This is a genomic window from Streptomyces sp. NPDC002838 (assembly GCF_040295365.1).
Taxonomy (GTDB): Bacteria; Actinomycetota; Actinomycetes; order Streptomycetales; family Streptomycetaceae; genus Streptomyces.
In genome coordinates, this window is the sequence record NZ_JBEOVF010000056.1 from 1 (window position 1) to 20,943 (window position 20,943).

17 protein-coding genes are annotated in these 20,943 nt (G+C 69.7%); 5 read left to right on the top strand and 12 right to left on the bottom strand.

Translation table 11 applies throughout. The annotated features are described in order from the left end of the window. Positions 1-163: 163 nt before the first annotated feature. The 8 genes from ABT063_RS42775 to ABT063_RS42810 form a co-directional block, all read right to left on the bottom strand. Positions 164-1,924 carry a hypothetical protein gene (locus ABT063_RS42775; protein WP_351066364.1) on the bottom strand — a complete coding sequence of 587 codons (1,761 nt, stop codon included), beginning with the start codon at positions 1,922-1,924 and terminating at the stop codon, positions 164-166. Positions 1,925-2,101: 177 nt separating this feature from the next. Then, entirely contained in the window at positions 2,102-2,806 is a 705-nt protein-coding gene (locus tag ABT063_RS42780; protein ID WP_351066365.1) for a cupin domain-containing protein, read from the bottom strand. Beyond that, positions 2,800-3,735 (bottom strand): DUF6807 domain-containing protein, encoded by a 936-nt coding sequence (locus ABT063_RS42785; RefSeq protein ID WP_351066366.1) that lies wholly within the window; start codon positions 3,733-3,735, stop codon positions 2,800-2,802. The genes ABT063_RS42780 and ABT063_RS42785 overlap by 7 nt, the downstream gene beginning before the upstream one ends. After that, a complete protein-coding gene (locus ABT063_RS42790) occupies positions 3,732-4,859 on the bottom strand; it encodes a Gfo/Idh/MocA family protein (protein WP_351066367.1) in 1,128 nt (375 codons plus the stop codon). Before ABT063_RS42790 ends, ABT063_RS42785 begins: the two co-directional genes overlap by 4 nt. Before the next feature lie 12 nt (positions 4,860-4,871). Then, positions 4,872-5,708: an ABC transporter permease gene (locus ABT063_RS42795; RefSeq protein WP_351066368.1), complete on the bottom strand. Its 837-nt coding sequence runs from the start codon at positions 5,706-5,708 to the stop codon at positions 4,872-4,874. Next, positions 5,705-6,628 carry an ABC transporter permease gene (locus tag ABT063_RS42800; protein WP_351066369.1) on the bottom strand — a complete coding sequence of 308 codons (924 nt, stop codon included), beginning with the start codon at positions 6,626-6,628 and terminating at the stop codon, positions 5,705-5,707. The genes ABT063_RS42795 and ABT063_RS42800 overlap by 4 nt, the downstream gene beginning before the upstream one ends. After that, complete coding sequence (locus ABT063_RS42805; RefSeq protein ID WP_351066370.1) at positions 6,625-7,734, bottom strand: ABC transporter ATP-binding protein; 1,110 nt, start codon at positions 7,732-7,734, stop codon at positions 6,625-6,627. The genes ABT063_RS42800 and ABT063_RS42805 overlap by 4 nt, the downstream gene beginning before the upstream one ends. Beyond that, positions 7,731-8,927: an extracellular solute-binding protein gene (locus tag ABT063_RS42810; protein WP_351066371.1), complete on the bottom strand. Its 1,197-nt coding sequence runs from the start codon at positions 8,925-8,927 to the stop codon at positions 7,731-7,733. The genes ABT063_RS42805 and ABT063_RS42810 overlap by 4 nt, the downstream gene beginning before the upstream one ends. 368 nt (positions 8,928-9,295) lie before the next feature. Between ABT063_RS42810 and ABT063_RS42815 the strand changes: the two genes are divergently transcribed. The 3 genes from ABT063_RS42815 to ABT063_RS42825 all read left to right on the top strand — a co-directional run bounded on the left by ABT063_RS42815 (position 9,296) and on the right by ABT063_RS42825 (position 13,463). Continuing rightward, positions 9,296-10,315 (top strand): LacI family DNA-binding transcriptional regulator, encoded by a 1,020-nt coding sequence (locus ABT063_RS42815; protein WP_351066372.1) that lies wholly within the window; start codon positions 9,296-9,298, stop codon positions 10,313-10,315. Between the two features lie 159 nt (positions 10,316-10,474). Further along, positions 10,475-11,512 carry a LacI family DNA-binding transcriptional regulator gene (locus ABT063_RS42820; protein ID WP_351066373.1) on the top strand — a complete coding sequence of 346 codons (1,038 nt, stop codon included), beginning with the start codon at positions 10,475-10,477 and terminating at the stop codon, positions 11,510-11,512. 391 nt (positions 11,513-11,903) lie between these two features. Then, on the top strand, positions 11,904-13,463 hold the full coding sequence (locus ABT063_RS42825; RefSeq protein WP_351066374.1) for a sigma-70 family RNA polymerase sigma factor: 1,560 nt from the start codon (positions 11,904-11,906) through the stop codon (positions 13,461-13,463). Positions 13,464-14,071: 608 nt separating this feature from the next. Here ABT063_RS42825 and ABT063_RS42830 read toward each other — a convergent pair. From ABT063_RS42830 to pruA, 4 genes are all read right to left on the bottom strand, one after another. Beyond that, positions 14,072-14,467, bottom strand: coding sequence for a hypothetical protein (locus ABT063_RS42830; RefSeq protein WP_351066375.1), 396 nt, complete (start codon positions 14,465-14,467; stop codon positions 14,072-14,074). Next, the gene (locus tag ABT063_RS42835; protein WP_351066376.1) at positions 14,425-15,147 is read right to left on the bottom strand and encodes a hypothetical protein; all 723 of its coding nucleotides are present in this window, start codon (positions 15,145-15,147) and stop codon (positions 14,425-14,427) included. The genes ABT063_RS42830 and ABT063_RS42835 overlap by 43 nt, the downstream gene beginning before the upstream one ends. Positions 15,148-15,439: 292 nt before the next feature. Further along, positions 15,440-16,801, bottom strand: coding sequence for an MFS transporter (locus ABT063_RS42840; protein WP_351066377.1), 1,362 nt, complete (start codon positions 16,799-16,801; stop codon positions 15,440-15,442). A 13-nt stretch (positions 16,802-16,814) separates the two neighbouring features. Then, positions 16,815-18,449 carry an L-glutamate gamma-semialdehyde dehydrogenase gene (gene pruA, locus ABT063_RS42845; RefSeq protein WP_502991001.1) on the bottom strand — a complete coding sequence of 545 codons (1,635 nt, stop codon included), beginning with the start codon at positions 18,447-18,449 and terminating at the stop codon, positions 16,815-16,817. Between the two features lie 126 nt (positions 18,450-18,575). On the opposite strand from pruA, the gene ABT063_RS42850 reads away from it, so the two are divergent. Then, positions 18,576-19,268 carry a GntR family transcriptional regulator gene (locus ABT063_RS42850; RefSeq protein ID WP_351066379.1) on the top strand — a complete coding sequence of 231 codons (693 nt, stop codon included), beginning with the start codon at positions 18,576-18,578 and terminating at the stop codon, positions 19,266-19,268. 762 nt (positions 19,269-20,030) lie between these two features. After that, positions 20,031-20,942: a proline dehydrogenase family protein gene (locus ABT063_RS42855; RefSeq protein WP_351066380.1), complete on the top strand. Its 912-nt coding sequence runs from the start codon at positions 20,031-20,033 to the stop codon at positions 20,940-20,942. Position 20,943: the final 1 nt, after the last annotated feature.

Sequence of the window (20,943 nt, forward strand, 5' to 3'; positions counted from 1 at the left end):
TGAGAGGGTGTCGGTCCTCCCGGCGCGCGCGGCGCGCGCGCCGCGGCGCCGCGGCCGGGTCGCGGGGCGCGCCGGGCCGGCCGGCCCGGCCGGCCGGCCGGCGGGGCCCCCCCCCCCCCGCCCCGCGAGGAGATCGGTTCGGTTGTCCGGGAAGTGATCCGGGTCAGGACAGAGGGAACAGTTCGAAGCGGTCGAACACCATCCAGCGGTTGCTGGACGAGGCGTTCTTCCCGACGACCTTGAACTCCAAGGTGTGCTGGCCAGCGGTGAGTTGGAGGTGCCCGAAGGTGGTTCGGTAGTACTCCGCGGCGGTGCCGTACTCGTCCTGCGGCGGGCCGAAGGCCTTGCCGTCGACGTAGAGCTGGAAGAAGCCCCGGTTCGTCAGCTTCTTGAGGTAGGCGCTGAGCTCATAGCGCGCCGTGGCAGGCACGTTGACCGTGTAGGTCACGGACTGGCCGACGGCGGTGGACTCCAGCACGCTGGCCTGGCCAGCACTGGCTCCCTCCTCGGCGAAGTCGCGGCGCACGACGCCTGAGGTCGACGTGACGGGCAGCGACTCGGCCTCGTAGACCGTCTTGGGGCTGCCCGCGATGACCGGGCTGACGTCGAAGCGCAGCGAGGCGCTGGCCGGGAGTGCGGGCAGGGTCACCTTTGCCGTGTTGCCGGTGACCGTGTAGTCGCCTTCCAGGACCTTGACCGGGTTGGTCAGCTCCGCGACGTCGTCGATGCGGGTGGCGCGAAGCCGGATCTTGCCGTCGCGCTGCAGGGTGGTGGGGATGTTGCGCAGGTCGAGGGTGACCGTGTGCGCGGCGGTGGTCTGGTTGCCGATCAGGCCGGTGGAGCGGCGCTGGGTGGTGTCGACGGCGGTGAAGGCGTCCACCGCGGTCGCGGCGGAGGACGTGGTGCGCGCGAGCCGTCCGGTCATGTCCTTGTAGGTGTTGTAGTTCCACCACACGCCCCGAGGCAGGTTCGCGCTCCGGGTCGTGGCGTTGCCCAGGGTCGCCACGAAGTCCGGGTTGTCTCCGACCCACTCCCAGGCGGAGTAGAGCCCGTCGACCAGTCCGTTGGGCACGCTGCGTTCGAACTGGGCGAGGTAGCGGACGTTGACGCCCGCGTCCCACGCGTCCGCCTTGCCGTATCCGGTGCCCTGGTACTCGGTGATCGCGATGGGCATCGGAGTGATGCCGTTGTCGATCATCCACTGCTTGATCTGGGCGGTGTGCCCGGGGATGTCGGGTGCGCCTGCGGTGAGTTCGTGCCAGGAGAGCACCTGGGGCAGGCAGTCGTTCTGCTTGCAGTAGGTGAGGAACTGGGTGAGCCGGGCGAAGCTGTAGCCGGACAGTTCCGGGGCCTGCACCTTGAGCGCGGGGTCACGGGCCTTGAGGGTGTCGTAGGCGACGTTGTGCGCGGCGAGGTAGCTGGTGAAGGGTCGTGCGGTGGTGTTCCACTGCAGGTCCGGTTCGTTCCAGGTGATCCAGGAGTCGACCTGGTATTCGCCCGCCTGGGCTTCGTCGTAGACGCTGTTGACGATGCGCCGCCAGCGGTCCTGGTTGCCGCCGTCCCCCGGCCGGTAGTCGCGGTCGGGGTGGGTGGGGTCGGCGACGTAGTAGTAGACCCCGACCTGCAGCCGCGCTCCGGTGGCCTTGACGCGGTCATAGGTGGGGCGGTCGAACAGGCTGGGCAGGTTCGGGTGGTGGTCCGCGCCGCGGATCGACCGGACCTTGACGCCGTCGATGAGGTACTGGGCGGGCGAGGTGGCGTCGATCCCGTGCAGGTACCCGCTGGCGACCTGGTTGGACGGCCCGACGTCGGAGCCGTAGTCGACCGTCACCGTGATCGTGTCCGCTTGCGCGGGCACCACCCCGATCACGGTGCTCAGGACCGTGGCGGCTGCGGCCACGGTGAGCACTTTGAGGATTCTCATCGTTGAGATTTCCCTTCGGTTGTCGTGCATGAGGGTGTGCCAGCCCGCCCTCCGTCACCGCGACGGAGGTCAGGGGTTCGAGGCCTGTCTGGAGTTCCCCCCGGGGGAGGAGGAGCGGCGTCCGGTGGGGGTGCCGGGCGCCGCGACGCCGGGGGAACTCCAGACAGGGGCTGGGGGTCAGGCCGTCCGGTACGTGTCCAGGCGTCCGCACATGCCGAAGGCGCGATCGTCCGGTGCGGGGGCGTCCACCGCGGTGACTTGCGCGTCCCGCAGGTGCGCGCTGTCTGCTTCCAGCAGCGCGTCGATGTGCCGGGTACTGGCCGCGGCCGCCGCCGCTGGACCGGCGGTGACGATGTCACGCCATGAGGCCGCCTGTGGCTGAACGAGCGCCGCGGCCTGTCGGTGGAGGGTGAAGAGCGGCTCGGGGTCGCCGTCGGCCAAGTGGTCGCGCAGGATCTGGAACCCGGCGACGGCCAGATCGCGTCGGCGCCGGGCGGAGCCTTCGGGGTCGGCGGGGTCCAGGGTGGCGGCGGCGCGGTAGCGGTCGGCGTCCGCCAGCACGTCGGGCGGGAAGGTGAGGACGGCGTCGCCCGCCTCGGGCAGACCGGCGTTCTGCATCACCACGACCACCCGCAGGCCGCCGTAGTTGACCGCGCGGTGCACCGTGCCCGGGCTGAACCAGGCGACGGTGCCCGCCCGCAGGGGTATCGAGGCGTACCCCGAGGGAGTGAGGGTCTGCAGCTCACCGTTCCCCGCCACGACGACATAGCCCTCGGTGCAGGCGGTGTGCAGGTGGGGCGACCCGCCGTGGCAGCCGTCGGCCGCTCCCCAGGGGTAGACCTCGAGCACCGAAACCCCGGTGCCGCCGGGAAAGGTCACCACGGGTGCTCCTTGAGGTATCCGGTGACGGTGGCGCGGTCCCACCGGCCGTCGGCGACGACGATCCGGTGGCGTTGTCGCAGGGCGTCCCCGTCGGACAGGACCAGTTCCTCGTGGAAGGCCGGGGACGGAGCGACGGCGGGGAACGGCTCGCTGCGCACGAACCAGTGGGTCGGCACTTCGGCGTCGGGGTCCTGGTCGAAGACGAGGGTGGAGGCGGCGTCGACCTCGTCGTGCGGGGAGGAGTACGCGAGCCATGCCGCGGTGCGGCCCATGACCTCGCCGCCTTCGAGATCCCCGGCGGCGAGCACGGTGCCGTGGGTCATGTCCCGCGGACCGCGCCAGAACAGCCCCGTGTAGCCGGCCTCGGGCCTGCCCGCCGTGGTGGGGCTGCCGATCTCCAGGTCGCGGCCGCTCACGTTGGTCAGGGCCGTGCCGAAGTGCAGCGCCCACGACCGTGTGGTCGCGTCCACGTCATGGACACGCAGCGTGCGCACCTCGGTGAACCACTCCTCGCCCCGCGCGGTCACCCACGTCACCCGTTCGGTCAGCCGCAACTCCTTCCCGTCGCATTCGAGTTCGTCGAAGCCCTCGTGCAGAAGGTGCCCGACGTTGTCGAGCTGGACGTACCCGTGGCCGGGCGCGGAGGCGTCGAAGGTCGGACCGCCCCAGAAGTTCTGTCCCGAGACGTGCGACAGGGTCATGGCCAGCCCTTTGTGCCACCGGTGGTCGTGCGGCCGGTTCGCCGTGACGACCTGGCCGCCCAGTGTGCGCAGTGGGTGCAGGTACGGCGCCGGACACTCCGAGGGGATCGTGTCGGAGCGGAAGGTGTAGCGCAGCAGTTCCACCCCGTGTGCGGTCAGGCTGAACGAGGCCTCGTCGCGGCTCAGCGTCAAGGAGTCCAAGGAGTCCAGGGAGGAGGACAAGATCACTCGCTTTCGGTGGAGGAGGGGGAGGAGCGGGGGGCCCAGCCGTCGGTGTCGCCGTGCAGCCGGTGGTAGAAGGGGTCCGCCGGGGTCAGGTCCGCTCGCGTGACGGTGCCGCGCGTGAACGCCGAGCGGTAGATGGCGGTCACCAGCTCCAGCGTGCGCCGCCCGTCCTCGCCGCTCACCGGGGGCCGCTCGCTCCGGTCGTAGGCGTCGAGCAGGGCGGTCAGCTGGGCCGTGTGGGAACTGGGTTCGTCGCCGGAGGGAGCCGACCAGTGGGCGACGCGCTCCTGGTCGTCCACGTGCGGGGCCGGGGTGTAGGTCCAGTCGTCGTTGCCGTAGCCGTAAAGGTGCTTGACCTCGACGGTGGCGTCCGTGAGGTCCACGCGGATGTAGCTCTCCTCGCGCGGGGACAGCACGCTGTTGACCACGGTCGCCATGGCACCGCTGTCGAACCGCACCATCGCCATCGAGACGTCCTCGGTCTCCACGTCGCGGTCCAGCCGGCCCACCGCGGCGGTCACCTCGCTCCAGTCCCCGAGCAGCGCCAGCATCAGGTCCATCTGATGGATGCCGTGGCCCATGGTCGGACCGCCGCCCTCGCTGTCCCAGGTACCGCGCCACGGCACCTCGTAGTAGGCGTGCGGGCGGTACCAGGTGGTGCTGCAGTGCGCGACCAGCGGGTGGCCGAGCCCACCGGAGGCGATCAGACCGGCCGCGTGCCGGCCCGCCGCGCCGAAGCGGTGCTGGAACACCACGCTCGCGTAGGCGCCGCCCAGTTGCTCGGCCTCGGTGATCAGGTCGTACTCGGCCAGGGACAGACAGGGCGGCTTCTCCAGCCACACCCAGGCGCCCGCCAGCAGGCACTGCCGGGCCTGCTCGGTGTGCAGGCTCGGCGGTGTGCACAGGTGCACCAGGTCCGGCCGGGCGTGTTCGAGCATCTCCCCCAGATCGGTGTAGGAGCCGGGGATGCCGTGGGCGTCGCAGAACGACTTGACACGGTCGGGGTCGACGTCGCACGCGGCGACGACCTGTACGCGGTCACCCTGGGCGGCCAGGGCGGGCAGGTGGGCGCCCCCCGCTATGCTGCCGGCGCCCACGAGGGCGACCCGCACGGGCTTGTTCGTCATGGAGCTACTTCCTCAACGGCGGTTGCGTGCGGCGACGGACGTCGGGTCGACGAACCGCAGCGCGATCATGAGCAGGACGAGCGTGGTGAGCATGTATACGACGGCCATCGCGTCGATCTGCTGCGAGGGCAGTTGGCCCGCCTGCAGCGACGCCCCGAACAAGGCCACGACGATGGTCTGGCTGTGGGGTCCGGCGACCAGGAACGTCAGCTCGAACTGGCCGACCACGCGGACCAGGACCAGCACACCGGCGGCCAGCAGGCCGGGGACCATCAGCGGGGCCAGCACCCGCAGGAACACCTGGCGCATTCCCGCGCCGAACACGCGGGCGGCGTCCTCGACGCGGGGGTCGATCTGGTCCACGAACGGGATGAGGACCAGGACGGCGAAGGGGAGCGCCGGCACCAGGTTCACCAGCACGAGCCCGGCGATGGTGTCGTTGAGCCGCAGCTGGTACACCAGGGTGGCCAGCGGCACCGCGTAGCTCATGGTCGGGATGACCTGCGGCACCAGGAACAGCATCAGCACCAGGCGCTTGCCGGGGAAGTCCAGGCGGGACAGTGCGAAAGCCGTCGGGATCGCCACCAGGAGCGACAGCACCACCACCGCGACCGCGACGATCAGCGTCGTGGTCAGCAGACTCGGGAGGTCGAAGTAGGACCAGGCGCCGGAGTACCACCTGGTGGTGAGTTCTCCCGGCAGCCACCCGCTGCTGAGCTGCTGGGTGAACGACGCCAGGACGACCACCAGCACGGCGACCAGCAGACCGCCGATGAACGTCCACAGACCCGTCCAGGTGACCGCGCCGGTGACGGTGAAACGGCGGCGTGCGGTGATCTCGGCGCTCATCCTTTACCCCCTGCGGTCGAGCCGCGGTAGAGCTTGCTGCGCAGCCCGAACACCAGGCCGATCACCGCAAGTTGGATGACCGCCATGATGACCGCGGTGGCCGACGCGGTGGCGTACTGGGCGTTGGTGTACTCGGTGTAGGCGATCTTGGACAACACCCGGGTGGGCCCGGCGTCGTTGCCGACCAGGGTCGCCGAGGGGAACACCCCGAACGCGAGCACGAACGACAGACAGAACGTGATCGTCAGACCCGGCAGCAGGAGCGGCAGCGCGATCAGCCGGAACCTGGCCCGGGCGTCCGCGCCGAGTACGGCGGCGGCCTGCTCCAGGCTCGGGTCGATGCCCGAGGCGTACCCGAGCATCAGCAGGAACGCGAACGGGAAGCCGCTGATCACCAGCGACAGCAGCACGCCGAGGAAGTTGCCGGTCAGCGCGAGCGGCGCGTCGACCAGCCCGAGGCTCAGCAAAGCCTTGTTGAACCAGCCCGCCGGGCCGAGGAAGTTGTTCATCGCCGAGGCGACGAACACCGTCCCGAGCGTCATGGGGATGAGCACCACGGCGGTGATGACCCGTTTGCCCCGCACCGGACCCCGCATCCGGTACGCGATGGGCAGCGCCGCCCCGACGTTGATCAGCGAGGCCAGCAGCGCGAGTTGCAGCGTGATGAGGATGGACTCGCGGCTGCCCTGGTTGTTGAGCAGCCGGTTGTCGAAGAACGCCTGGTAGGCGGAGAGCGGGCCGTCCTTGCCCTGGAACGACAGTCCGACCCCGTAGAACAGCGGGTAGACGAAGAACACCAGCATGAACAGCACGCCGGGGACGACCAGCCACAGCACCGGTGTGATCCCCCGCGCCCGGGCCCAGGCGCGGGCACCCTCCCGGCTGCGGGCGCTCCGCGCGTCCGCGACGACCGCGCTCACGACTGTTCCCCACTCGCGACCAGGGCGAGTTCCTGCGCGCCGAGTTCCGCGTCGGAAGGGAAGACCTGGATCCGCTCCGGCTTCACGTTGGCGTCGACGGTGCTGCCCGGCGCGAGAGGCTCCAGCGAGTACGCGTGCACCACCGTGCCGTCGGCGGTGCGCCCCTCGACCGCGAACGTCCGCCCTTGGTACTCGCACACCCGCACCGTGAGCGGGATCGGCCTGCTGGTTTCCGGACCACCGATGAGCAGGTCGTCCGGGCGGATCATGGCCACCGCGTCGCCGTCGGCCCCCTGCGCGCGCTCACTGGGGAACGCCCAGCCGAGGCCGGCGACTTCGACGGTTCCTCCTGCCATGCGGGCCGGCAACGCGTTGCGGTAGCCGACGAACGCGGCGACGAACGCGTTGGCCGGGCTCTCGTACACCTCCGACGGGGTACCGATCTGCTGCACCACGCCACTGCGCATGACCACCAGCCTGTCGGCCAGAGACAGCGCCTCGGCCTGGTCGTGGGTGACGTACACGGTGGTGAGGCCGAGTTCCTGGTGCAGCAGCCGGATCTCCGTGCGCATGTCCAGCCGCAACTTGGCGTCCAGGTTGGACAACGGCTCGTCCATGAGCACGAGTCGGGGCTCGACCACGATCGCGCGGGCGATGGCGACCCGCTGCTGCTGCCCACCGGAGAGCTGCCCGGGATGCTTGCCCGCCTGCTCGCCCAGCTGCACGAGGTCGAGTGCCTTGCGGACCCGCGCGGTCCGCTCGGCCTTGCCCACCTTGCGCATCCGGAGTCCGAACGCGACGTTCTCGGCGACGGTCAGGTGCGGGAACAGCGCGTAGTTCTGGAAGACCATGCCGAAGTTGCGCTTCTCCGACGGCAGCGTGTCCACCCGGTGCTCGTCGATCCAGATCGACCCGCTGGTCGGCTCCAGCAGCCCGGCCAGCAGGTTCAGCGCGGTGGACTTGCCGCAGCCCGACGGGCCGAGGAGGGCGATGAACTCGCCCCCCTTCACGGTGAGGTCGAGCCCGTCCAAAGCGGTGAAACCGTTGGGGAACCGGCGGCCCAGCCCGTCGATCCGCAACTCGCCGAACGTTGCCGCGCGACTCACTTCTTCGATCCGATCTTCTCGTTCCACTCCGAGAACTTGGCCTGCACGTTCGCACCCGCCATCGGGGCGATGGGCGTCCCCTGCTGCAGCTTCTCGACCAGCTCGGGCCTGCCGAACTTCTTGAACACCGCCGCGATGTCCGGCGGCGCCAGGCCGGGCTCGACGCCCTTGACCGGGAAACCGCTGCCGTGCAGGGCGTAGGTGAGTGCCTGCTGGTCCGGCTTGAGCATCCACTTGGCCAGGTCGAGGACCACGGCCAGCTTCTCCGGCTCGATACCGCGCGGCACGGTGACGTACCGACCCTCGATGACGAGCTGGGGATCGTCGAAGGCGGCGACCTGGATGTCCTTGCCCAAGGTGCCGTTGGCGTGCTGCTGCTGGTCCCAGCCGCCGGAGGTGAGCGTCATGTCGATGGCGCCCTTGGTCACCGCGTCGAAGGACTCGGAGGTCTTGGCGTAGTAGGTCCCGGTGTACTTGTTGAGCTCGGCCAGGTACGCCCAGGTCTTGTCCCAGGTTTTGGGGTCGTCCGGGTTGGTGTCGCCGAGCATGTGCGGCAGCGCGTCGATGAACTGGTTGGCCGGGCCGGAACCGCCGGTCGGGTTGGCGTAGCTGAACCGACCGGGGTGCTTCTTGGCCCATGCCAGCAACGCCTGCGGCGTGGCGGGCGGGGTGCCGACCCGGGACGCGGAGTAGGTGAGCAGCGGGCCGTTGGGGTCGGCGGAGTCGGTGATGCCGAACCCGTCACCTGCCTTCTGCATCACCGCACCCGCCTCGGTGAGCTGCGAGGACAGCTCGGGCAGGGCCGACTTGTAGGCCGGCATGAGCTGCACCAGCGTCTTCTGCGCACGCATGTTGGACAAGCCCTCGATGCCCGTCAGCACGACGTCGATCGAGACCCGGCCGGCGGCCTGCTGGGCGGCGAGCTTTCCGGCCACGTCGGCGGGTGCGCCCGTCTCGTAGGTGATGCCGGAGACGAGCTTGGGGTGCGCCTTCTTGTAGTTCTCGATCACCGGCTGCATGTGGGCCAGGTCGCCCGACACGTCCAGGATGTTCAGCTTGACCGGGGAATCGGGCAGCGCGGGAGCCGAAGTCGGTGCTTCGGGCAGAGACTGTGTGTCGGGCGTCGAACAAGCCGAAGCGACCAGGGCTGCGGCCAGCAAACCAGCAACACGTACGGCTGATCTGATCTTCATGAGACAGGCCTTCCTCAATCACCGGGCCTCGGTGCCCGGCGGCGGCGAAGGAAATCGCTTTCCGGACGGTAGGGCCAGCCCCGAATGTGTGTCAATGCACACGTCGATACTGTCTCGCCACGTGATCGGAACGTGCCCGTCCGTCCGGCCGTGACATCATCGGAGCGGATCAGCCACCGCGCTCTACAGCCTGTGAACTGGTCAAACGCGATCACTGTCGCCTTGCCGTCAGAGGATGGAGGATCATCGGCGCGACGCCCACCGGAGTTATCGATCAAGTATCGTCCCGTTGCGTGCAGTTGCGCGGTCGGTCGTCCGACACCGGAGGAGGCAACCCGATGTCCGAAGTAGCCAGATCCCCTGTCACGTTGCGTGACGTCGCTGCCGCGGCAGGCGTCTCGATCACGACCGCGTCCCGCGTCCTGGGAGGCAGCACCCACTCGGTGTCGCACGCGACCGCCGAACGCGTGCGCACGGCCGCCGCGGACCTGCGCTACACGCTCAACGCGTCCGCACGGGCCATGCGACGCACCAGCGAGGCGGTCGCGCTCATCGCGGACGACCTGACCACACCTTCCATGGGCATGGTGGTCGCGGCGATGGAGCGGCAGGCCCGGAAGTCGGGCGCGTTCGTCACCGTGTCCTCAACACGTGCGACCCCGGACAGGCAACTGCAGACCGTCCGACTGCTGCGCGGGCTGCGGCCGAAGGCGCTGGTTCTCACCTCCGGTCGACTGCGGGGCAACCGACTCGAAGAGCGACTGCTCAGGGAGCTGCGGGCATACGAGCGCGAGGGTGGCCGGGTCGTCATCGTCGGTGCCGCGGTGGAGGCGTTCGACTCGATCGACCTGGACAACCACGGCGCCGGGTACTGCGTGGGCGACTACATCGCCCAGTCCGGTCACCGCAACGTGGTGATCCTCGGGTCCGAAGCGGGCACGGCCAACCTCTCGGCGCGCGTCTCCGGCTTCGTCGACGGGCTGACCAGCGCCGGAGTCCCCACTGCGGCCATCCGCACGGTGAGCTGCACGGGCGACCGCCAGGGCGGCTTCGAGGCCGCCCGCGGGCTGGCCGACCAGGGGCTGACGGCGATTGACGCCGTCCTCGCCGTGAACGACGCGGTCGCCATCGGCGCGATGTCCGCACTCCGCGCCGCCGGCGTCAGGGTGCCCCACGATGTGTCGGTGACGGGAATCGACGACATCCAGCTCGCGGTCGACGTGACGCCTCAATTGACCACGGTCGCGCTGCCGCTGACCGATATGGGGGCGACCGCCATCCGGATGGCGTTGGCCGACCGTCACGAACCGACGACCCTGACGGTCCAGGGTCACCTGGTCGTCCGTGACAGCACCATGCCGAGGGGCACGCGAGCGCCGCGACCTTGACTGTGCGCCACCCTGCGGCCACACTTTGGAAAACGATTGCCATCCTAGATGTCGACAGTTACTGGCGGTGAAACGCGCACGATGCCCGCACTGGACAGCAGGTCCGAATCCGGCGCAACGCCACGTCGCACGCGGGCGGCCGGCCCGGAACCCGCCTCGGTGACCCTGCAGGACGTCGCCGCGGAAGCGCGGGTCTCCCTCGCCACGGCGTCCCGAGCCCTCAACGGCGGCAGTCGTGGCGTCCGGTCGGAGAACCTCGCGCGCGTGCGCGCCGCCGCGGCCAGGCTCGGCTATGTGCCCAACGCCTCGGCGCAGGCCACCGCCAAGGGATCGACCCAGACCGTGGCACTGGTGGTCAGCGACGTGGCCGACCCCTACTACTCCGCCATCGCCGCCGGGATCACCGACGCGGCGGAGGCGAACGGGCTCGTCGTCACCATGACCGTCGCCGACCGCTCTCCCCGTCGCGAACTGGAACTCGTCAGAGGACTGCGGGGTCACCGCCCGCAGATCATCGTCCTCGCCGGCAGCCGGATCGACGACAGCGAGACCGAGCAGGAGCTCATCGACGAACTCGCGCAGTACCGGGACACCGGAGGCCGCGTGGTGCTGATCAGCCAGCCGGGCCTGCCCTTCCCCACCGTCACCGTCGACAACACGCACGGCGCCGAAACGCTGGCCCGGACCATGGCGCAGGCCGGCTATCGGCGGTACGCGATCATCTGTGGCCCCGACCGGATCAAGACCTCGCTCGACCGGTGGAGGGGGTTCACCACGGGCCTGCGCGCATCCGGGATCGAGTCCGACGACCAAGTGCTCATCCGCACCCAGTTCACCCGTAGCGGAGGCTACGACGCGGCTCGCGAACTGGTCGAACGCGGCCTGGGCGACATCGAGTTGATCTTCGCGGTCAGCGACACCATGGCGATCGGCGTGATGACCGCGCTGCGCGACGCGGGCCTGGAGCCAGGCCGTGACGTCGCGGTGGCCGGTTTCGACGACATCAGCTCGGCGATCGACGTCGTACCCGCGCTGACCACCGTCGCGGTGCCACTCAGAGAAGCCGGGATCGAAGCGGTGCGGCTCGCGCTGTCCGACGACGAGGCCCCCCCGATGCGCATCCCGACGACCGTGCACGTCCGGGAGAGCACCCCTCGCGCGCCGTCCGCCCGTCCGCCGACCGAACCGTCCACGTAGGTACCCGTCCACTGGTCAGACCAGCAACGGTTCGACCAGCGATCACGGCAGCACACTCAGACAATGTTCGCCTTCCGGCAAACCAGCGCTCCACCGCGGCTCCCCCTTGGCGGCGGCCAGCGCGTCGCGGCCCCGGAAGTCACGGTCGGGGACGCCCTATCGGAAGCCCCAGCCCGGCTTGCCGGGCAGTAATCCGTGATGCTCACTGACAATGGTTGGCTTGTGTTCGATCGGGTCGTACGTACAGGAGTCGTAGGGGGCGGACCGCGTTTAACGGAACGCGCGGAACTGAAATCAACCGCGTGCCTCGATCCACGTGAGTCCTCCGGCTTCGCTCCTGGCACACTGTCGCCCCTCGACACATCGACGCGGTAACGGGATAGGTGGGGCGGTGCGCTCGCAGGACGTGCAGGAACGGCCGGACGTCGCCGTCGTCTTGGCGGCGCGGGCCGGGGACCGGCAGGCGTCGGAACAGCTGATACGGGACTGTCTGCCGCTCGTCTACAACATCGTCGGGCGAGCGCTGGAAGGGCACAGTGACGTCGACGACGTGGTCCAAGAGACGATGCTGCGCGTCCTGGACGGGCTGCCCGGGCTGGAGCAGCCGGATCGGTTCCGCTCGTGGCTGGTCGCCATCGCCGTACGGCAGGTCCGCGACCGGTGGCGCAGCCGACAGACCCGGCCGACCGCGGCGCCACTGGAGGAGACCGTCCATGAGGCGGATCCGCAGGCCGACTTCGCCGATCTGGCGATTCTGCGGCTAGCGCTGGCGGGCCAGCGACGCGAAGCGGTGGAGGCGACCCGCTGGCTGGAGGACGAGGAACGCGAGGTGCTCGCGCTGTGGTGGATGGAGGCCGCCGGTGAACTGACCCGCAGCGAACTGGCGGCGGCCTGCGGCCTCACACCCCAGCATGCCGCGGTGCGCGTCCAGCGGGTCAAGGAGCGGCTGGAGACCGCCCGCGCCGTGGTACGCGCCGTGGCCACCTCGCCACGCTGCACGGAACTGGCCGCCGTGCTCACCTCGTGGGACGGACGGCCGTCCGCACTGTGGCGCAAGCGGCTTGCACGCCACGTCCGCGACTGCCCGCAGTGCCTGTTCAGCGGCTCCGACCTGATACCGGCGGAGGGGCTGCTGGGCGGCTTCGCGCTGGTGCCCGTGCCGATCGGCCTGGCCGGGATGGTGTTGGGCATGGCACTGGAGGGAGGCTCGACCGGGGCGACGGCTGGCGCGGGCGCGCATGCGGCGAGCGGCGCGGGGCGGGTGACGCGCATCCTCGGCAGGCTGGCTGCCAAGCCGGTGGCTGCGGCGACCGCGGGTGCGGTGGTTCTCACAGCCGCCGGAGTGGCCTGGTATGCCGGCACGCGATCACACGAGCCGGCCCCGCGACCCGCCGCAGCGGCCCCGCTGTCCCCTGCTGCCCCGTCGGCATCGCCGACCCCAAGCGTGTCCGCCTCACCGACACCGGCACCGACGGCGTCGGTCTCGCCAACCCCGACCCCGACGGCCGCGGCGCGGTTCTCAGGGCGCCATGCCCTGCGATCGGTTGACGTCCCCGGTCACTACATGAGCCAGTCCGCCGGCCTCGGCGTCCTGAATCCAGTCGACGCCGCCAGCTCCGCAGTCACCCGACAGGCTGCCACGTTCACGTTCGTCCCTGGTCTCGCCGACCCCGACTGCTACTCACTCAGGGACGCCACGGGCCGGTACCTGCGGCACTACGCCTTCCGCATCCGGCTGGACACCAACGACGGATCCGCCCTCTTCCAGAAGGACGCCACCTTCTGCCCCCGCTCCGGCTCCGCCACCGGGTCGCTTTCCCTGGAGTCGTACAACTACCCCGGCCGCTACCTCCGCCACCGGGACAACCTCCAACTCTGGCTCGACCCCGCCAAGAACACCGCCGCATACCGAGCCAGCCGCTCCTTCCTCGTAGTCGGCCCCCAGGCCTGACACGCACAGCAGGCGGGAAGTCACCGGACGACGGTCACCCACTCCGGCGGCCGGTTCAGGGACTTGGCCCACCGGTCCCGTCGCGTTGTCCAGAGTTTCGTAGCGGCCGCACCACGAAAACCGGTGCAGCTCAATCCGCCTGGGTGCCTTCAGGCGGTGTCCGCCCACTCCCGGATCAGCCGCACTGCGCGCTCGGGTTGTTCCTCGTGCGGGTAGTGACCGACGCCCGACCAGTACTCCACTCACCAGTCGGTCACGTGCAGGGTCGTTCGCTTCCACTCCGCAGGCGCGGCCGACGTCTACACCGTCGGCGCCGGGCGGATGCGGCGGCGCAGGCGCGCCTCGCTTGTGCCGTGGTCGCGTGACGGTGTCCAGAAAGACGTCGCTGCCGGACAGGAGACGGGAGGACATCCGCTCCCAGTGGTGGTGAACGCGCCCCCGGTCGACCAACGGCGGGTGCGGTGTGCCCGGACAGTTCGCGGCTCTCGCGCCGACCGGCCGGAACCGATGTGGCGTACAGAGCTACCTCGGCCGAACAGCAAAGGAGTTGGGATGATGCCAGGCCGGGCGCCGCGAGGAGCGGGTAGCCCGGCGCGGCAGCGCCGGCGTCAGTCCGCGGTCTGTTCGGGGGCGGCCGTCACCTTTCGCAGCGGTGGTCGGCTGCCGCCGATCGCGGCGAACATGGCGAGCGCACCGCCGGTCACGCAGGCGGCGAGTTGGATGGCGCCGGAGGTGTTGAAGGAGACGTCTGCCAGCTGGTTGAGCTGGTAGGCACCGTAGACGCCCGCGGCGATGGTGCCGCCGGCCAGGACCAACAGCGGGAGGGCCGTCTCGCGCGTCCTGGCGCGGTCCAGGACCTTCAGCGGTGTGCCGACCAGCCGCAGCAGGCCGTAGACCCGGCGCCGGTCGGGGACGTTCGCGGCGGCGGTCAGCCCGGCGGAAGCCGCCGCGACGAGGAAACTCAGGCCCAGAGTGGTGGTACTGACCGCGGTGAGACGGTCCATGAACATACGGTCTCCGGCGGAGGTGTAGTCCTGGGTGAGGGGAACGTACCCGGTGCGGCGGGCGTGAGGGCGGTGACGGCAGCGTCCAACTGGTCGGTGCCGCCCGGCACATGGGCGATCACGCCCGGCTCGCCGTACAGCAGGTTGTCGTGGTCGTCCTCGCGCGTGGTGGTGACGGTCGCCGTGACGCCCGCCTGTCGCAAGAGCGTGCGGGCCTGGCCGGCGGTGTGCCGGGCGTCGGCGGTGCTCATCGTGGCGATCGCGACCTGGTCGTTGCAGTCCGGGCCTTCGAGGGCCAGCGCGTTGACGGAGAAGAACCCGGCGACGAATCCGGCCGGCACCAGTCCGCTGACGGTGCGCCAGGCGCCGCGCGGGTCGTCGCTGAGCCGGCGCGCGGCCAGCAGGGTCGCGGGGCGCCTGGCGAGCCGACCCGCCACACGGCCGAGCCGGTCCACCACCCAGGGGCCGAACATCCAGTACGCGGCGTAGAACAGCAGCAGAAGCATCACCAGCCGACGGCCGCTCAGACCATGTTCGATCGTGGTCAGCAGGATGTAGCCCAGGGCCGCGAGGAACAGGGCGAGGCGGATCATGCGGGTGCGGCGCGGGTTGGCCTGTTGGCCGACGCCCAGGGGAGGGGGCGACGAGGGCAGCAGCAGCGCGCGGCTCGACAGCGACATCACGATGAGTCACGAGCTCTTTCAGTGTTGCCGCTCCAGGGGGGAGGACGGCCGCGGCGATTGACGACATTCGATTCGGGCCATCCTGGCCATCAGGCCGATGTGTCGCACGGCGGTGCAGCGCTCCCATGAGTGATCCGGCCTTCGGGACACGCCGCTCAAGGGGTGTCTGGGCGTCTCCCAAAGGCCGGTCCCGCCCGGGCAACGGCGCGTGAACCGGGCGGGAGCCTGCGAGATGTACTGCCGAGTGGGGCTTGGCCGCGATGGGGCAGAGGGGCGGCCAGGGGGTGCGTCACACTTCGACAGTGCGGGCCGTGTCGGACTTGGAGGGTGTTAGTGCGGCGGCTTCGTGTAGTGCCATGCCGCGTGTTTCGGGGGCCCACACGACGGAGACGACGGCGCCGAGGAGGCTGATGGCGGCGGCTGCGAGCATGGTGCCGCCGACGCCCCAGCCGGTCAGGGCCATGGGGACGAGGTAGGTGCCGACGGCGGCGCCGATCCGGCTGGCGGAGGAGGCCAGGCCGACGGCGGAGCCGCGGACCTCGGTCGGGAACAGTTCGTTGGGGTAGACCCACTGCAGGATCTGGGTGCCGCCGATGATGACCGCGTACAGGGCGAACAGGGTCATGATCACGCCCGACGGGGCGTCGGGGAAGATGCCGAGCAGCAGCAGGGCCAGGCCCGACCAGACGAAGCTGTGGATGACCAGGGGACGCCGGCCCATGCGGTTCACACACAGCAGGGCGGTCGCACAGCCGATGAGGAACATGACGGTGATCATGGCCTCGCCGATGTTGGCGAGGCCGCCGTCGAGCTGGAGCGCGTCCAGGATCTTCGGGCCGAAGGCGTAGATGGCGAAGAGCGGGACGATGGAGCAGGTCCAGAAGACGGTGATGTAGAGCATCCGTCCGCCGTAGCCGGAGCGCATGATCGCCTTGAGGTCGACGTTCTCGCGCTCCTCGGCCTCATCCGGCAGGTCGGCGATCGTCACGTCGGGGCCGTAGACCTGTTTGAGGACGGCCTCGGCCTCTTCGGTGCGGCCCTTGTTCGCCAGCCAGCGCGGGGACTCGGGCGTGCCATGGCGCAGCAGCACGATGACCGTGGCGGGCAGCGTGGCGCTGGCGAGCATCCACCGCCATGCGTCATCCCCGAGCGACGACAGCATGATCTCGCCGACGATGTACGCCGTCGCGGCGCCCACGAACCACATGACGACCAGGCCGCCCAGCAACGGCCCCCGGTAGCGGCGGGGGGTGAACTCGGCCAGCAGCGAGGTGGCGATCGGGTAGTCCGCGCCCACCGCCATGCCGATCAGCAGCCGCAGAATGAACAGCCACACCGGGTCCGTGGCCCAGAACTGTGCGACGGAGCAGACGATGATGGCGATCAGATCGATGGTGTACAGGAGCTGCCGGCCGAACCTGTCGGTCAGCCAGCCGCCCACGAACGCGCCGAGGAAGATCCCGATCAGCGCGGACGCGCCGATCAGGCCCTCGGCCGAGTCGGACAGCTCCATCTGCGGGGAGATCTGCGTCATGGCGACGCCGATAATGCTCAGGACGTACCCGTCGAGGAACGGGCCCCCGGAGGAGTACAGGGCCAGCTTCTTGTGGAAGCGCGACAGGGGCGCGTCGTCGAGTGCGTGGGGGCTCATCTCGTCCTCCAGGTCAGCGTCCGGTCTGACCCATGTACGGGTAGGTCCAGTCCAGGTCGGGGTTCATGTTCTCCTTGATGTAGCGGCCGCTGACCCAGCGCTGGAGGGCGAGGGGGGAGCCGGTCTTGTCGTTGGTGCCCGACGCCCGGCCGCCGCCGAAGGACTGCTTGCCCATGAGTGCCCCGGTGGGCTTGTCGTTGACGTACGTCATCCCGGCCGCGTCGCGCAGGACGCTGAGGGCCTGGGAGATCGCCGTCCGCTCGGTGGCCCAGACGGAGCAGGTCAGGGCGTAGGGGCTGGTGGTGTCGGCGAGGGTGAGGATGTTCGTCCAGTCGGCGTCGTCGTAGACGTGGACGGTCAGGAGCGGGCCGAAGAACTCCTGTGTCATGGTGAAGGCCGTGGGGTCGTCGGTGACGAACACCGTGGGGTCGACGAACCAGCCGGTCTCGCGGCGGACGTTCCCGCCGGCCAGCAGGCGGTGGCTGTCGAGGCTCTTGGCCCGGTCGATGGCCTGCTCCAGGCGGGTGCAGGACGCTGCGTCGATCACCGCGCCGACGAACGTCTCGTGCTCGGTGACGTCTCCGACGCGCAGGCTCGCGACGGTGTCCGCGAGGGGGCCCTCCAGCTTCCGCCACAGGCTGCGGGGGATGTAGGCGCGGGAGGCGGCGGAGCACTTCTGGCCCTGGTACTCGAAGGCGCTGCGGACCAGGGCGACCAGGAGGGCCTCGGGGTCGGCCGAATGGTGGGCGATGACCGCGTTCTTTCCGCCGGTCTCGCCGACCAGGCGGGGGTAGCTGCGGTAGGTGTCCAGGTGCTGCGCCGTGGCCTTCCACAGGCTGCGGAAGACGGAGGTGGAGCCGGTGAAGCTGACGCCGGCGAGGTGTTCGCTGGCCAGGGCCTGGGAGGCGATGGACTGCCCGTTGCCGTGGACGAGGTTGATGACGCCGGGCGGCAGGCCGGCCTCCTCGAAGACCCGCATGACGACGTCGCTGCTCAGGGCCGACTTCTCGGAGGGCTTCCAGACCACCGTGTTGCCCATGAGGGCGGGTGTTGAGGGCAGGTTGCCGGCGATGGCTGTGAAGTTGAACGGCGTGATCGCCAGGACGAACCCCTCAAGGCCCCGGTGGTCCATGATGTTCCACTGGCCCGGGTCCGAGGCGGGCTGCTGGTCGTAGATCGCGGCCGCGGAATGGGCGTTGTAACGGAAGAAGTCCGCGAGCTCGCACGCCGCGTCGATCTCGGCCTGGTGGTAGGTCTTGGACTGACCGAGCATGGTGGTGGCCAGCAGCTCGTCGCGGTACTTCCCGGTCACCAGGTCGGCGGCCCGCAGGAAGATCGCCGCCCGCTCCCACCAAGGGGTCATCGACCAGTCGCGGCGCGCGGCGAGAGAGGCGTCGATGGCCGCCTGCACCTGCTTCTCCTCCGCAGGCGTGATGTGGCCCAGCACATGCGCGTGCTCGTGCGGCGAGACCACCGCCTCCTGCTGCCCGGCGAACAAGCGCTCGCCGTTGATCACGTGGGGCAGCTCGCGGACCTGCCCGCCGATCCGGTCGATCTCGGCCCGCAGCCGGACCGCTTCCGGAGAACCGGGCGCGAAATCACGCACGGGCTCGTTCGCGGGCGTCGGCACGCGGACGCTGCCCGCGATGCTGGCGTTCGAATTTGCCATTGCTTACCTCAATCGATCTGGGAGGCGGGTCGCTGATCCGACCTACAGGACGGCTGGATAAAAGTTGTACTGAAATTTCAGAGCGACGGTACTTACACTGAACACATGCGTCAAGCGACTGAGCTGAACGAGACTGCCGGCGGAGCCGCCGTGGCCAGGCAGGGGACGAACGGCGGGCTGCGCCTGGCCGATCAGGCGTACCTGCGAATCCGGGACGAGATCGTCACGGTGCAACTGCAGCCGGGCGACCCCCTGGACGAGAAGGTCCTGAGCCAGCGGCTCGAGCTGGGCCTGACGCCCGTGCGGGACGCGCTCAAGCGCCTCACGTTGGAGCGGCTCGCGGTCATCTACCCGCGTCGGGGCACGTTCGTCACGGACATCAACATCAGCGACGAGCGCTGGCTGACCGAGGTGCGGATCGAACTCGAGGGCCTGGCTGCGGCGCTCGCCGCGGAGCGCGCCACCGACGAGGAGTGCGCCGCGCTGAGCCGGCTCGCGGGCACGCTCGAAGACGCTTCGGATCTGTCCCTGGACTACATCTCCGTCGATGCCGAGATCCACCGGGCCATCTACGCCGCGTCCCACAACCCGTACTTGGAAAGCAGCTTGAACCAGTACGCCAACCTCGCGCTGCGCATCTGGCACTACGGCATCCAGCGGATGCGTCCGCGCACGCCGCGCTCCTGCGCCCAGGATGAGGTCGTCGCCGCGATCTGCGCACGCAAGCCCGAGGCCGCGAGAAAGGCCGCGCAGAGCCACTTGCTCGGATTCTCCGCGGAGGTGCGATCGCTGCTGTAGTGCGCGGCCGGTGATGGAGGCGGACGGGCCGCGGGCCCGCCCGCCTTTTTTGCGTGTGTGTCAGGGTGGTGGTCAGTCCATTTTCGCGCGGGGCGCGGGAATGACCAGGCCGGCGGGGAACGCATCGGCCACGACGCGTCGGCACCAGGCCATCCGGGAGTCGGCCGGGCCGGGGCGGGCCGTCGCCCCGGCCGCCACAGCAAGACACGCTCTGGCCTCCGTACGGCCAGGCCCCAGGCGTCGGCACACACTGCGGCGCACGACGTCAGACGTGGGTCGGTGCTCCGGGCGCACTGCCGTGCAGAACAGTGCAGCGGCCAGCAGTTCGACTGCCGCATCCTCCCGGAGAGGGCTTTCGGTGAGGGGGTCTGTCGGCTTCACGGCTTCTCCCGAGCGCTTGAAGCATTGAACTAAAATTTCAGAATAGTTATCCTGCGAGACGGAATCAACTGCTGCAGCTTGCCGGATCCACCTCCGCACGCCGGGGCGGGGTTCGCGCGGAGCGTGCCATGTGCAGGCCGAGATTGCGATTGAAAATTTCGGATTACGTGACACGAAGGGTTGTGTGATCTGTGATCACATCATAGGGTCCTGATTCAACGCCCACGCCGACTGTGCGCTCGGGCTCGCCTCCAGGTGCCCGCCGACCGTGGCCCTCAACGGTTCCTCCCCCCGCCATCCGCGCGGCTGGACTCCCTCGAACAACTGCTGTTCCCCGCAACCCCACCCTTTCCGCCGGCCCTCCGTGATCAGGGGATCGATGTGATCAGTCACCTGCTGCTGCGCGCAGCTCAGAACAAGAAGCTGGAAAACCTCGTCAGCGGGCACCCGCTGACCCGGGGCTTGGTGAGCCGCTACGTCGCCGGCGTGAGCTGCGAGGAAGCAATCCGTGTGGCGCGGCAGATGAAGAGCGAGGGCATCGATGTGAGTCTCGACCTGCTGGGGGAACAGGTCGAGGATCTCGCCGAGTCGTCCGTCGCGACCGACCAGTACATCGAGACGGTGCACGCGATCGCTGAGCAGGCCCCCGGGTCGACGGTGTCCGTGAAACTGTCCCAGCTGGGCATCGCCGTGGATCCGCAGGCGTGTGCCAAGAACCTCGACCGTCTCCTGGAGGCCGCCGAGGAGGTCGGTGTCCTGGTGGAGGTCGACATGGAGCACAGCTCCGTGGGTCGGCCCACGCTGGAGACCTTCCGCGAGGCCCTGCCCCGCCACCCGAACACCCGCGTGGCCATCCAGGCCGCCATGCGCCGCACCCCGGAGGACCTGGAGTCCTTCACCGACATCAAGCCCCGGCTGAGGCTGGTCAAGGGCGCCTATGACGAGCCGCTGAGCAGGGCGCTGCGTGACCGCAAGGAGATCACCGCTCAGTACCTGTTCCTGGCGGACTGGGTCCTGGCCCACTGTCCGGATCCGGCTTTCGGCACACACGACGACGTGTGCATCGAGCACGCCAAGAAGGCCGCGGCAGCCGCCGGGGTCGGCAAGCGCGATTTCGAGTTCCAGATGCTCTACGGGGTCAGGCGCGATGTGCAGCGGCAGCTGGTGCGTGAGGGCTACCGCGTCCGGGTCTACGTGCCCTTCGGCACCCAGTGGTACCCGTACCTGATGCGGCGCATGGCCGAGCGCCCGGCCAACCTCCTGTTCTTCCTCCGTTCCGTGGTGGGCCGCTGAC